We start from the raw sequence: 12,108 nt of genomic DNA, 5'->3' as shown, positions 1-12,108 counted from the left end.
GTGCGAGGCCGAAGGTGCGCCACCGGAAGTGACCGAACACTGGATTCATTCCCTCGACTGGTGGCGCGAAAATGTGCCGACCGTGCAGGCGAACGGCAGTCTTGTGGTCGCACCACCCCGCGACACGGCAGAGCTTGCCCACTTCGGGAGACGCACGAGCCATTTCAGAGAAATCGGGCCGGATGAGATCACAGCGCTTGAACCAGATTTGTCACAGCGCTTCCAACGGGCCCTTTTCTTTGCGGAGGAAGGCCATCTCGATCCCCGCAAAGCCCTACCGGCTCTTGCCGACAGGCTGGTGAATGAATTCGGTGGGCGTGTCCTGTTCAATCACCCCGACATCCCTGCCGACCAATCTTTCGACTGGATCGTCGATGCGACAGGTCTGCGTGCCCAAAAAGAACTTCCAACGTTGCGCGGCGTTCGGGGAGAGATGCTGCTGCTACGTTGTCCGGATGTGACACTCCATCGGCCCGTCAGAATGCTGCATCCGCGTATCCCCATTTATATCGTTCCGCGCGAAGACCACCTTTTTATGGTTGGTGCGACGATGATCGAGAGCGAGAACGCGGGGCCCATAACCCTGCGTTCGATGAGCGAACTTCTCAACGCGGCGTGGACCTTGCATCCCGGCTTTGCCGAGGCGGAAATTGTCGATATCGGCACCGGACTGCGCCCGTCCTATCCGGACAACATGCCACTGGTAACGCAGGAGGGCCGCACGATTTTCGTCAACGGCATGTACCGCCACGGTTATCTGCTTTCCCCTTGGCTGGGAGAACAGGTCACGAAAATCGTATGCGAATCGTAATCCATCCAGCGGGTTGCACCCATGCGTCTTACGCACCAAGTGATAGGGCGAATGGTTGTCGCCTCAGACGGTCAGGGAGACTGACATGAATATTCTCGTCAATGACGAAGCCCGGACTGTGACTGCCCGCACGCTTGCGGCACTGGTGGATGAGCTGGGGCTGACCGGTGCCCGGATTGCCACGGCGGTGGAAGGAGAATTCGTGCCTGCCTCACGACGTTCACAACTTGCTATTTCCGAAGGCATGAAGGTCGAGATCGTTGCCCCCATGCAGGGAGGCTAAAGATATGAAGCAGTTTTACGGAACCACTCTTTCCTCTCCCCTGATGCTCGGCACCGCGCAGTATCCTTCGCCGGATATCCTCGCGGGCGCGGTCAAAGCGGCGCAGGCCGGCGTGATCACGGTTTCCCTGCGACGCGAAGCGGCAGGTCAGAAAGCGGGGCAGACCTTTTGGTCCCTCATCCGGGAACTGGGCGTGCCCGTCCTCCCCAATACGGCAGGCTGTCACACGGCCAAGGAAGCTGTCACTACCGCCCAGATGGCACGTGAAGTCTTTGAAACGGACTGGATCAAGCTCGAAGTGATCGGCGAGTCCGACACGCTGCAACCGGATGTATTCGGGCTGGTTGAAGCTGCCCGGATTCTGACCTCGGAAGGGTTCAAGGTCTTTCCCTATACGACGGAAGATCTCGTAGTGGCGGAGCGCCTTCTTGCGGCGGGTTGCGAGGTTCTGATGCCTTGGGGCGCCCCCATCGGATCAGGGAAGGGCCTGAACAATCTGTTCGGTCTCCGCGCCCTGCGCGCGCATTTCCCCAATGTTCCTCTGGTGGTAGATGCGGGCATTGGCGTTCCATCCCATGCGGCACAAGCGCTGGAGATGGGATATGACGCCGTCCTGATCAACACGGCGGTCGCCAAGGCGGGCGATCCGGTAAAGATGGCCGACGCCTTCCGACTTGCTGTCGAGGCGGGCACTCTCGCCTATCAGGCCAACCCGATGGAGGCTCGCGACATGGCTGTTCCCTCAACACCGGTTCTTGGTATGGCGGCACTGGCATGAGTGCTTCCTGCCGCCTCCCACAACGCATTTACCCTGTCGTCGATCGTGCCTTGTGGGTGGACCGCCTCGGCGCAGCCGGTGCACGCTTTATCCAGCTTCGTATCAAAGACAAGACTGGCACTCCCTTGCGAGAGGAATTGGAGGAAGGTCTGGCTTTTGCCCGGAAGCATGACGTCACGCTGGTCATCAATGATTTCTGGCAGGAAGCCATCGACCTTGGGGCCCCGTGGGTGCATCTGGGGCAGGAAGATCTCGACATTGCCGATCTGGATGCTCTGCGCCGTGCCGACGTGCGCTTTGGCCTGAGCACGCACTGTATTGAAGAGCTGGATCGGGCACTTGCCACCGCTCCGGATTACGTTGCGCTTGGTCCGATCTGGGAGACACGCCTGAAGAAAATGGCGTTCGGCCCACAAGGAACGGCAAAACTGACAGAATGGCGCAGGAGAATTGGCGATCTTCCGCTCGTCGCCATTGGCGGCATCAAGCTTGCGCGGGCACCACAATGCCTGGCCGCTGGAGCGGACTGCGTATCGGCGGTTTCCGACTTCATTCTATCGGATGACCCGGAAGGGCAGGTCCATGCATGGCTGAAAGCGACGGAATCGGCTGTTTCTTGATCGCAACAATGTGTGTTTGCGTGGTAATTTAAACCTTCCTCAATAGCTCTGCAGGATTATCGCCACAGTAATTGAATTGAATATGTTTGGCGCAACCCGATCGTGCACAGAACAGCCAGATTCCTGACAGCGTGCGGTGTTCTGTGCGTAATGGGGTGCAGCTCGATGGCTCGGGCCGCGTCATTCGACGCTCAGGATGTCACCATTCTGGGCCAGACGTTGCACTTTGTTGTTCCTCCTCCGGAAGGAACAGTCGATGTTGCCATCGTCTATAACAGCCTGACACCCGGTTCAGCACTGGAAGCCCAGCAGATTGAGGCGACCGTCCGTAACAGCCCTTCCGTGGCGGGCGTGACGATGAACCCTTTTATCGTCGACGTTGAAAAGCTGAATACACGTCACTTCATGGTAGCGATCACCGCAGATGGCGCTGGCACTCCAACGTTGAAAGATCTGCTCGTAAACCGTCATGCCATCTGCATGACCGGGCATCTGGATCAGGTGCAAAGCGGCACCTGCCAGATTTACGTTACGTCGTCACCCACTGTGGATATCCGCCTTAATCAGTCCGCATCAGATGCCGCTGACATTCACTTCGCCACGGCCTTCCGGATCATGGTTCATACTCTCTGAAGCACGCGCCTGCATCCGATCGCGTACAAAGGCAGCAAACGTCGCGATAACCTTCTCCATCTTTTCGCCGAAGCGCGGATTGATCCCGTTACATCCCCCCGCCCTGCGGCTCACATAGAGGGCCCTGTTAAGCTCCAGCTGTATCGCGCTGACACTCTCATCAGGACGACCATAAAAACTGGTGATGAAACCACCAGCGAACGGATGATTGCGCGCCACACTCAGCTTTTCCGCAAGCAGGCTCCTCGCCAGCGCCTGCACGTATTCAAGCTCACTCGACGCACCAAAACGATCGCCGATCACACAGTCAGCTTTTGAGCCGTCCACCCCGGGCGGCATGGAATGCATATCGAGAAGCACGCAGAATCCGTGCTCTGCCTTCTTCTCGTCGATCAGCGCCTGTAGCGTGGCGTGATAGGGGTGCCAGTAACGCCGTAACCGGGATGTCGTTTCCGCCATGGAAAGTTTGGACGCGTAAAGCTGACGCCCTCCCGACACGACACCGGGAATACTGCCCAGCCCGGCCAGCCCCTTTACGGTGGGCCTCAGTGTCTGCTGTTCCGCATCCATGATCATCGCCGGATCAAGATCCAGCGAAGCACGATTGGCGTCACACATCACGCGTGGAAAAGTCGCTGAAAGCACAGTGACCCCATAACGGGGCGCCGATGCCATGAGCGTATCCACATGGAAATCCTCCCCACTTCGCAGCACATCCAGCGGCAGACGAACCTGCGCCATGAATTCGGGCGTGTACTGCCGACCGGAATGAGGGGAGGAGATGATCAGCGGAATGGAATCGCCTGCTGGACGAGACACCGTAACAGCCTGAGAATGCTCTGATGTGCGCATTCTCCCGTTTGAGAGCTGATGATCTTCATGAAAAGGAGGGGATGCTTGATCCAACATGGGTCAAAAGCTCGGAATCACGTGATGCATCAGAACGAATTACACTAAATCCGTCATATGGGGTTGCGTTATTCGAGCACTCCTTGTAGAAGGCCGCTTACCGAACGGATGGGCGCATAGCTCAGCGGTAGAGCACTATCTTGACATGGTAGGGGTCACAGGTTCAATCCCTGTTGCGCCCACCATCCGTTCCGGCAGAAAACCAACGGTTTTCTGAGACTTATGCATCGGAGTGCCATCCTTTGCAATTGAGTCTAGCACGCTGTTAGCACGCATATTGAAATTTACCATCAATCGGGCTGCTACCCGGTCGATGGCGCTTGCGACCTCGTCAATAGCCCGTCTGGCGTTTGCGAGGAAGTCCGGACGCACATGCACATAACGTCCTGTGGTGCGAAGATTTGGCATGGCATGGCCCATGAGAGAGGCAACCTCTATCTCTGGTACGCCACGCGTAATCAGTTCGGTCGCCATAGTATGGCGAATTGTGTAGGGCACGATTTCTGACGGCAGTCCTGCTGATTCACGCGCGGCGCGCCAAGCTCCGTTGATCTTGAGAATCGGCTTGTCTTTGTAGGTCACGAAATGACCCGAGGCCACGCTCTCAATCCATGACCTCAAAAACTCCGGCACCGGGATACGTGGTCTCCGCTTCTTCGTTCGAGCACGGCCTGGCGGGTTAAGGTCAATCACTCCGTGCCCCAGATCGCATTGCTCACGAGTGAGTTGCAGAAGCGCCTCAGGGCGTGACGCCGTTCCAATCAGAAGTGCAAGAAACATGCGAAGATGGGGCGGCATATCTGTCTCCCAAAGCCGAGCCATCTCCTGAATCGTCATAATGCGCTCGCGCCCCTCGCCTTCAGGTGGAAGCACAATCGGGATCTGACGATCAATCTCGCCATTCTTCCAGGCCCAGTTCACGGCGGCAGCGGCGATACCCATGACTCGGCGGGTATAACCGGCAGAATAACCCTTGCCACGCAAGCACGAGGCGATGCGCTTTTGTTCGGCCACGGTGTACCCAGCAACGGAAGCGCCTGGCTCCATGCTATCCAGCATCAACTCCAGCGCCCTTCTGTTTGGACCAGCACTCCGTGTTTTCTCGCTATGATGCTTGAAATATCGCATAAAAACAGAAGCCAAACCCGTCTCTGACGTTGGTTCGTTTCTTCTCTTGGCGTATTCTGTTACATATTCTGCGAGCTTTATTTTCGCTTCTTGAAGAACATTTGTGCCAAGAGATGCTCGCTTTGTTTGTCTGGTTTTGGGATCATACCAGCACGCGCACCATGAATCCGAGTTTGGACGTTTTCCAAGGAAGTATTGTCCAATTCGGAACACGGCGTCAGTCTCGGACATCTTTCATTCCTTGCGAGGTAATCTATCAAATGAACTTCGGCGTAGCGCACTCGCGAACGGATTTTCAGATAACCGATCCGGCCCTCCTGCCTTTCTCGCCTCAGTGTAATTGAAGAAATGCCAAGGCGAGAAGCGGCTTCCGGCTCTGTGTATAATAGATAATTCGCCATCATTCACGCAACCTCGCGCATTGTGCCTGCCTCGGAAGAAATACTTCTTTTTCCGTTCTTTTTTTGAGAACGCGCCTCGCTCTTTCTCGAAAAACCTGCAAAGACATCGCGAATACTTCACCGTAGCACTCCAAAAATGCCCGATGAATCGATTCGTATGACCACTCCTCGTCACGAAAACGGCGCAGATCGTCAACGTGGCGGATAAGAAGTGAACGACATGCGCCCGTACCATTCGGAATTGGTAAGTTAGGTTTTTTCTGAAGCACGCCCATCGGTTCGCTGCGATCACCTGGATCAATCAAAGTTTACGAGTATCAAGAGCAAACGTTATCAAGCGTTTTAAGGCGTGTCAAAAATATATTTGACGTGTATTTATTCTTTACTTCTTCACGTGAAGTATTCTTTCCTTCTTTCCTTCTTTCCTTCTTTCCTTCTTTCCTTGTATTTAAAGGCCAAATTCCACGAGAGACAGAGGAGTAAGATTTTTATTGCTGCTCCGCGCTTACTGCGTCACTCCGGTAAGGGTTGGGATACAGTAGATCGTCTGAGCATTGGGGGCGTGGTGCATTCTTCGCCTTCTCTCCGGCCCCTATCGGTTCCCGAAAGGCAGAAGCGGCGGCATACCGCCCTTTTCCTCTATCAGCTTGCTCAGATAGCTGACGTTGCCTTGCTGCATGTCTGCGGTGAGTTCACCCGGTAATGGATGCTCGTAACCATTCAAACGGCGCACCTGGCCGTAAGTCCGGTTGATGGATCGTATCTCCTGGTCGAGCCCCTGGACGCTCTCCCCACCAAACCGCCGACGCACATAGGGCATCGTGCCTGGCACAAGCCCCTTTGCCTTGTAGGTCTCCTGTAGCTGCTCCTGGCACTGGAACTTGCGTGTCAGTGTCATGTGCCGGCATTGCCGCTGCTCATCGGCTTTCATGGCCGCCTGTGTTGCCTGCCACTCGGGATCTATGACCTGCGCGTGAGCCGCGCGGATCTCGCCCATACCCAACCCGGCCACCACTGCGGCCAACAATAGAGCCTGTCTCATATCAGTCACTCGACGCTGTAAAAGCCTGCACCTTTTGCAGATGCTTAAGATTCTTTTCGGCAATGTCGTTCTCGACTTCCAGTTGCCGGATGTGCTGCTGAAAAGCCATGTCCGCCGTGGTCTGCTGTAACTGCAAGCTGGCGTCGTTCTGATGCAACGCAGTGGACTGCTCGACCGCGATGAGCTGCGTGGATGCCCCCACATCATCATCCCCCAGGTCGGCCAGAGCCTCGTCCTGTCGCTGCATCGCCTGGGCCGATGCCTGACGATACTCGTTCACTGACGCCAGAGATGCGGCCTCCCGCATGGACTGGTTGGTATCACGGGCCGCCCGATCGTATCCGGCATCTGTCGGGCTATCCGATGCCAGGCCCATCAGGCTGGCCGCACTCGCCTGGGCGCTGGTGCTTCCCGGCAGATTGTAGGTGCTGGAAAGAACTTCTCTCGCTTCCTGAGAGAAATTACCACTAAACCCGTTCAGTGAATAAAGATCACTCAGGTCATCCGTGACACTCTCAAGGCGGGAAATATCGGAATCCAGTGATCCACCCCCCAATGAAGCGATGTTAGCCAGACCTTTAGCGTTCTGTATTTCCTGCGCTGCCTGCTCTAGCTGTTCATAATACTGCTCTCCCTGCATGGTGTATTGCTCACCCTGCTGAATGTAGGACTTGGCAGCTTCAAGATAGCCCAGATCGGTAATAACTTCAGTCTTTGGGTCGGTCACTATGACCTGCGCTTTTGCATCAACGGATATGCTGCACAGCGCAAAGATCGTGACTACCAAAGCACCTTTGAACATATTTACGGTCATATTATTTGCACTCCCGCGCATATCCTCAGTCATGTTCATGGCGCATTTTCTATGCTCAATCGGCATATTTAAGCGGCAATAAAATACTCACTCAAATACACTTCAAGTTTGAGAAATCAGCATATGAACGCTAACACATAAATAACAAAATGAGGTAGTTTCAAAATACAAATACAAGGTTTTGACCATACTCCTTAATGTATCGCGATACATTAAGAGATCTATACTTGAATCGAGGAATGCCCGGAGTGAGCGCGCGACCAAGGCGCGGCATGCGTTCAGAAACGTTCATTTTCGTTCAAATATATTCAAATCCGTTCGATTACGTTCAAATATGTTCATTTGCGTTCGATTTAGAATAACTAATTGATTTGAAATGATATTTCAGGCAGAAACCCACCTCTTGCGAGGTGGGTTGTATACTTCATATAAAATAAGCGGAATCCGAACGGCAGGCCGTTCGGATACTTCATAACTTGAACATCCTATAAAAAATTACTTGATGGGCGAAATCAGGGTAAGGCATCCTGCCCTGGCAGGGCCTCCACGTCCTGCATGCGCGTTGATTGACATACGCGGGGCGGCTGGATGCCGACACCCGATCCTCACATGGAAAGCCGTAATGCGTGCCGGTCGCTGGCACACCGAAAGAACCGGCGTTCCGGTTCCTGATTCTGGTTGTCGAAATCGTATCCCTCGTGGTCGATCTTCGATGCCCGCCAAGCATCAGGACCGACCCTCGCCATCCTTCCGGTGCTGCGCCAACAGCACCCCACCAATCCGGCCCCATGAAAGGAGAGGGCCAGGCTGCAAACCACCACCCCAGCACGTCACTTCGTATTGCCGCCCCAGTCGGGGCACGCCTGCCGTCTAACCATCGGCAAGCAGGGTGCGGCCTAACCAGCCCCGCCCGATCTGTTGCTGTAGCCGGATGCCTTTAATCGGGCTCGTCCGGTTGCAACGGGCGCTCGGGGGTGAAACTCCCCCGTTCGATCCAATCCGATCTTTGACATTTCAAGATGAAGATGGGCGACGCGGACACGGCCACCCCCGCCGGTTTCGGCAAGGGGTGAGCCTGTTAGATGGGAGAAACGGTATCCAGTCCGTTCCACGGGCGGCAAGGGATTGTCGAACGTGTGCCGCGCAGGTGGGCGACGGCATGGCGGGAAACCGTCATGGGCCTCAGAGGGGAAACCTGGATGAGGCGGTACCAAGGGGCGCAAGCCGCTTGGATCGTCGGATAGCTCAAGCCTGTAACGGCGTTCAGTAGGACGCTGCGCGGAGAGAAAGTGCGAGTGCCGGGGCCTACAGTGTTCCGGTGGGTAAAATTGGAAATCATGGTGCGAGTAAGGGAGACGCTTTGGATGTTCGGTCCCCCCAAATCGGCTGTGCCCTGGCACGGTCGAAAGGCTCCAAGAGCCTAGCAGTCATGGTGAGATGCTCGCGTACTGCTCGTTAAAATCCGTCTGAATAACGCGGGAAGGGCTAAGGGCTGCGTCGGGTGGTTCCGACGCGATAGCCTATGCCTGGGAGCGGTCTGAGTAGAGTGAAAATCCCCTTCGCGGTTTATCCGAAGCGTTGGGGAGAGCCAGGGATTTCGAGGGTGGTTCCTCGTCCTGTCAAAGTCTCGAAAGGTCCATGCGACAGAGAATCAATACAAAGGGTGCTTGGCGGCACCCGGTGACGATGTTCCTGGTCCTCGTGGGTGGTACTACGATCGACCGGGGGAAAAGGGAATGTTGGTCGCATTCCCCTTAAAACTGGCAGTTTTCCAACAATCAGCAATCAATGCACATGCAGCAATAAGGAGATAATCTTATGAGGATGTCGAGTTCTGTACGCCGGGTAACCGGCAAAACCTGCGGTAAAAGAGGACGCCCCTTTCCTGGGGCCTGCGCGTTGCGCGGGTAGTCCTTCGGCTATCCCGTTGGGAATGGCTGACCGGTCAACAGGTCCGAGGGAGAAGCATTAACTTGCTTCTCCCTCTCCACCCAGGACGTGAAAGATGGACCATGCCTACCGCCTTGCCCTGGAATGGGGGGTTCAGTTCCAGGAGTTGTTTGATCCATTGGCGACCCTGATCGCCGTGGACGCATCAGCGGACCCTGACCGCGCCTCCTATGCGGGGATCATCGCCCATTTCCGCGACGGTGAGATGAAAATCTCGACAATCGGCCAGGTCACGCGGACTTTGACTGGACCAGCTTACCCAGAACTCTGGGCCATAAACTGTGCCATACGGCACGTCAGGCGCGACAGACGTTTTCCGGCGCGGAAGATCGTCTTCACCGACTGCCAGCAAGCTCTGGCCCGTGAGATGCGAGCAGATGAAGAAATTCGATGGGTATCTAGAAAGACGCCAATCATAAGACGGCTGCATCAGGAAGCGAACAGGATGAGGAAGGCGTTATCGCCCGCACTTACTATCACTTGCCAGCAAGTGAGAAGGGCATGAGAAGAGAAGAAAGTTGACACCGAATTCCATAACCATAGGCTTCTTTGAGTCCGTCCGTAGAGGGTAGCTCTTATGGAACGGGAATTTCATTAAAGAGCCATATAATCTCACATGGCGCAATTGGGTATACCCTAATGAACCAGGCAAATATCAACCAACAGAGAGGTGGAATCATTCATCCCAAAATTGCTCGCATTTATCTTCGCGTTAGTACTGATGAACAGGATTTACGAAGACAGGAGCGGATCGTTGAAGATGCCCGTGCAGCAGGATGTTACGTCGCTGCGGTCTACAGAGAAAAAGCATCTGGCGCACGCCCTGATCGACCTGAATTGATGCGAATGATCTCCGATCTTCAGCCAGGAGAGCTGGTTATTGCTGAAAAAATGGACCGAATCAGCCGCCTGCCATTGGGTGAGGCTGATAGATTGGTGCAGACAATCCGGCAGCGTGGGGCAAGGCTTGCCGTTCCAGGACTGATAGATCTGTCTGAGGTTCTTGCAGAAGCAGAAGGCGTAACACGCGTGGTCCTGGAAGCCATGCAGGAAATGCTTTTGCGGCTCTCTCTGCAAATGGCGCGAGAAGACTACGAAGACAGACGAGAGCGCCAGAAACAAGGCATTGAGCAGGCAAAAGCATCTGGACGATATAGAGGACGAAAGCCAAACACAGGGTTACACGCTCGTATTATAGCCCTACGCGAGCATGGAAACAGTATTTCCGAGACTGCACGCCTCGCTGGGTGCAGCATCAGCCATGTGAAAAGAATATGTAAAAATAATTTCCTTAATCATATGCAATTTATAGGATAGAATTGATTTTTTCAACGAGTCTATATACGCGACTTCCTGTTTTATCTGGCCAGCGCGATCTAGGCCTTTTATCTAATTCCTTAGCCACCGAAATCGCATTTTCGGTCTTGTCAATAAATAACTTGGGATCAAAATTAGACTTATTGTATGATTTGCAACAGTTTTTTAACATCCGAAAGGCTTCACAACTTTTTAGCTTCTCTGGAAAATCTTCTAATTTTTCATAATGCATAGCCAACCAAATCTCAAAACACGGATTGCTTAATGCAAGGCCAATTTTTTTGCTCTGACAATCAGAGGCTATTTGACGAAGGGATCTTACCGGCCACTTATCTCGGTCAATGACAAGCCATAGCTCATCAGTATCATCAAGTTGATACTGATCACGAAACTCTAAAAGACGCCTGAAAACATGATCTGGCGCACTAGCTCCATTCACTGTCGGAATGGTTTTGATTCGAATTTTCGTCGATTGAAAAGCAGAAAAATATATATCCTCTGTCTTTTCACCTTCGGTGGCAATGACGAATAATTGTGCATCACGCACTGCGACTGAACGATCAAGAGGTCGCTTTTTTCTACTCGTCAATGACATCTGGCCGACCTATATCGATTCTTCCATTGATGGGAAATGCCCCAAAAACGGAATAGCTCCAAATCTGCCGCTAATATATCCTTTCTTTACATTTAGGTCTGGTCGAATTTTCATTTCAGCCAAGGAATAAAGCTCAGAACTTCCATCAGGTTTTTTCTGGACAAACCAAATTTCGTCTCTGCGTAACAGTTCCAAATCCATTAAATGTGTATTGTGTGTCGTTAATATTAACTGACTTTTCCGTTTTTTACTTAAAAACTCTTGAACAAATTGGTAACTGAGAAGAGGGTGTAGCTTTCTATCTAACTCGTCTACGATATAGACTCTTTGATCTTCTTCATCAGCCAGCATAGGCGCTAGATCAAGGAGTCTTCTTGTTCCCGATGATTCTTCGTCGAATGAAAATTCGATTTCTTTTCCATCTGAATCATTACGTATCGCTTCAATATTTTTTACAACAATATCATCGTCTTCGTTTTTTGCGAAAACCATAGATACGCCGTCATCACTTTCAATCCCTAGTATTTCATTTTTCTCGAGCAAATCGATCTGATTTTTTAGAGATTCCGGCATTTTTATTAATACGGAGGGATCTACTTTGGAAGATTTTGCCCTTAAACTGCTTATGCCAACATCGCATCGTGTCATGAAGCCTTCTAGAAAAGCACGAAACGCTTCATCTCCTCCCATTCTTTCAAATAAAGGGGCGTAGCTAGAAGTTGCTTCAACAGGAGTAAGAATAAAGGAAATCCATTTGAACGCGTCCCCTAAAACAGGAAGCTCTCTATCGGCCGCCTCAGAAAGAAATGGCCTAGTTTCCTTAAGTC

General features: G+C 53.1%; 14 protein-coding genes and 1 tRNA gene. 8 read left to right on the top strand and 7 right to left on the bottom strand.

Features of this window, described 5'->3' with window-relative positions:
• From ABF824_RS13050 to ABF824_RS13030, 5 genes are all read left to right on the top strand, one after another.
• Window positions 1–811, top strand: an 811-nt coding sequence (locus ABF824_RS13050; RefSeq protein ID WP_415489441.1) for an FAD-dependent oxidoreductase, incomplete at its 5' end; no start/stop codon positions are given.
• Window positions 812–896: 85 nt separating this feature from the next.
• Complete coding sequence (thiS, locus tag ABF824_RS13045) at window positions 897–1,094, top strand: sulfur carrier protein ThiS (protein WP_415489440.1); 198 nt, start codon at window positions 897–899, stop codon at window positions 1,092–1,094.
• 4 nt (window positions 1,095–1,098) lie between these two features.
• A complete protein-coding gene (locus ABF824_RS13040; protein ID WP_415489439.1) occupies window positions 1,099–1,872 on the top strand; it encodes a thiazole synthase in 774 nt (257 codons plus the stop codon).
• Window positions 1,869–2,492, top strand: a complete 624-nt coding sequence (locus ABF824_RS13035; RefSeq protein WP_415489438.1) for a thiamine phosphate synthase — start codon at window positions 1,869–1,871, stop codon at window positions 2,490–2,492. The genes ABF824_RS13040 and ABF824_RS13035 overlap by 4 nt, the downstream gene beginning before the upstream one ends.
• Before the next feature lie 165 nt (window positions 2,493–2,657).
• Window positions 2,658–3,125 carry a hypothetical protein gene (locus ABF824_RS13030; protein ID WP_415489437.1) on the top strand — a complete coding sequence of 156 codons (468 nt, stop codon included), beginning with the start codon at window positions 2,658–2,660 and terminating at the stop codon, window positions 3,123–3,125.
• Here ABF824_RS13030 and ABF824_RS13025 read toward each other — a convergent pair.
• The gene (locus ABF824_RS13025) at window positions 3,066–3,977 is read right to left on the bottom strand and encodes an N-formylglutamate amidohydrolase (RefSeq protein WP_415489436.1); all 912 of its coding nucleotides are present in this window, start codon (window positions 3,975–3,977) and stop codon (window positions 3,066–3,068) included. The two genes, ABF824_RS13030 and ABF824_RS13025, sit on opposite strands and share 60 nt — an antisense overlap.
• A gap of 167 nt (window positions 3,978–4,144) precedes the next feature.
• On the opposite strand from ABF824_RS13025, the gene ABF824_RS13020 reads away from it, so the two are divergent.
• Window positions 4,145–4,219 (top strand) — tRNA-Val (locus ABF824_RS13020).
• Here ABF824_RS13020 and ABF824_RS13015 read toward each other — a convergent pair.
• The 4 genes from ABF824_RS13015 to ABF824_RS13000 all read right to left on the bottom strand — a co-directional run bounded on the left by ABF824_RS13015 (window position 4,170) and on the right by ABF824_RS13000 (window position 7,419).
• Complete coding sequence (locus ABF824_RS13015; RefSeq protein WP_415489443.1) at window positions 4,170–4,832, bottom strand: site-specific integrase; 663 nt, start codon at window positions 4,830–4,832, stop codon at window positions 4,170–4,172. The two genes, ABF824_RS13020 and ABF824_RS13015, sit on opposite strands and share 50 nt — an antisense overlap.
• A gap of 407 nt (window positions 4,833–5,239) precedes the next feature.
• Window positions 5,240–5,563, bottom strand: a complete 324-nt coding sequence (locus tag ABF824_RS13010) for a helix-turn-helix domain-containing protein (protein ID WP_223846701.1) — start codon at window positions 5,561–5,563, stop codon at window positions 5,240–5,242.
• A gap of 592 nt (window positions 5,564–6,155) precedes the next feature.
• Window positions 6,156–6,605, bottom strand: a complete 450-nt coding sequence (locus ABF824_RS13005; RefSeq protein WP_415489442.1) for a hypothetical protein — start codon at window positions 6,603–6,605, stop codon at window positions 6,156–6,158.
• A gap of 1 nt (window position 6,606) precedes the next feature.
• On the bottom strand, window positions 6,607–7,419 hold the full coding sequence (locus tag ABF824_RS13000) for a hypothetical protein (protein WP_415489435.1): 813 nt from the start codon (window positions 7,417–7,419) through the stop codon (window positions 6,607–6,609).
• A gap of 2,005 nt (window positions 7,420–9,424) precedes the next feature.
• Between ABF824_RS13000 and ABF824_RS12995 the strand changes: the two genes are divergently transcribed.
• The gene (locus ABF824_RS12995) at window positions 9,425–9,874 is read left to right on the top strand and encodes a hypothetical protein (protein WP_415489434.1); all 450 of its coding nucleotides are present in this window, start codon (window positions 9,425–9,427) and stop codon (window positions 9,872–9,874) included.
• 134 nt (window positions 9,875–10,008) lie between these two features.
• Window positions 10,009–10,686, top strand: a complete 678-nt coding sequence (locus ABF824_RS12990; RefSeq protein WP_415489433.1) for a recombinase family protein — start codon at window positions 10,009–10,011, stop codon at window positions 10,684–10,686.
• Here the strand turns inward: ABF824_RS12990 and ABF824_RS12985 are convergent.
• The gene (locus ABF824_RS12985) at window positions 10,676–11,281 is read right to left on the bottom strand and encodes an RloB family protein (RefSeq protein ID WP_415489432.1); all 606 of its coding nucleotides are present in this window, start codon (window positions 11,279–11,281) and stop codon (window positions 10,676–10,678) included. The two genes, ABF824_RS12990 and ABF824_RS12985, sit on opposite strands and share 11 nt — an antisense overlap.
• A gap of 9 nt (window positions 11,282–11,290) precedes the next feature.
• The coding region (locus tag ABF824_RS12980; protein WP_415489431.1) for an AAA family ATPase at window positions 11,291–12,108 on the bottom strand (818 nt) is incomplete at its 5' end.

The organism is Acetobacter sp. (genome assembly GCF_047721705.1).
GTDB lineage: Bacteria > Pseudomonadota > Alphaproteobacteria > Acetobacterales > Acetobacteraceae > Acetobacter.
Note: the sequence above shows the minus strand (reverse complement) of the source record. Positions and strands in the feature narration are given on the sequence as shown.

What these genes read in the sequence shown, in the direction of transcription:
- thiS (WP_415489440.1), top strand. Translation starts at nt 897, where the DNA reads ATGAATATTCTCGTCAATGACGAAGCCCGGACTGTGACTGCCCGCACG.
- ABF824_RS13040 (WP_415489439.1), top strand. Translation starts at nt 1,099, where the DNA reads ATGAAGCAGTTTTACGGAACCACTCTTTCCTCTCCCCTGATGCTCGGC.
- ABF824_RS13035 (WP_415489438.1), top strand. Translation starts at nt 1,869, where the DNA reads ATGAGTGCTTCCTGCCGCCTCCCACAACGCATTTACCCTGTCGTCGAT.
- ABF824_RS13030 (WP_415489437.1), top strand. Translation starts at nt 2,658, where the DNA reads ATGGCTCGGGCCGCGTCATTCGACGCTCAGGATGTCACCATTCTGGGC.
- ABF824_RS13025 (WP_415489436.1), bottom strand. Translation starts at nt 3,977, where the DNA reads ATGCGCACATCAGAGCATTCTCAGGCTGTTACGGTGTCTCGTCCAGCA.
- ABF824_RS13015 (WP_415489443.1), bottom strand. Translation starts at nt 4,832, where the DNA reads ATGCCGCCCCATCTTCGCATGTTTCTTGCACTTCTGATTGGAACGGCG.
- ABF824_RS13010 (WP_223846701.1), bottom strand. Translation starts at nt 5,563, where the DNA reads ATGGCGAATTATCTATTATACACAGAGCCGGAAGCCGCTTCTCGCCTT.
- ABF824_RS13005 (WP_415489442.1), bottom strand. Translation starts at nt 6,605, where the DNA reads ATGAGACAGGCTCTATTGTTGGCCGCAGTGGTGGCCGGGTTGGGTATG.
- ABF824_RS13000 (WP_415489435.1), bottom strand. Translation starts at nt 7,419, where the DNA reads ATGACCGTAAATATGTTCAAAGGTGCTTTGGTAGTCACGATCTTTGCG.
- ABF824_RS12995 (WP_415489434.1), top strand. Translation starts at nt 9,425, where the DNA reads ATGGACCATGCCTACCGCCTTGCCCTGGAATGGGGGGTTCAGTTCCAG.
- ABF824_RS12990 (WP_415489433.1), top strand. Translation starts at nt 10,009, where the DNA reads ATGAACCAGGCAAATATCAACCAACAGAGAGGTGGAATCATTCATCCC.
- ABF824_RS12985 (WP_415489432.1), bottom strand. Translation starts at nt 11,281, where the DNA reads ATGTCATTGACGAGTAGAAAAAAGCGACCTCTTGATCGTTCAGTCGCA.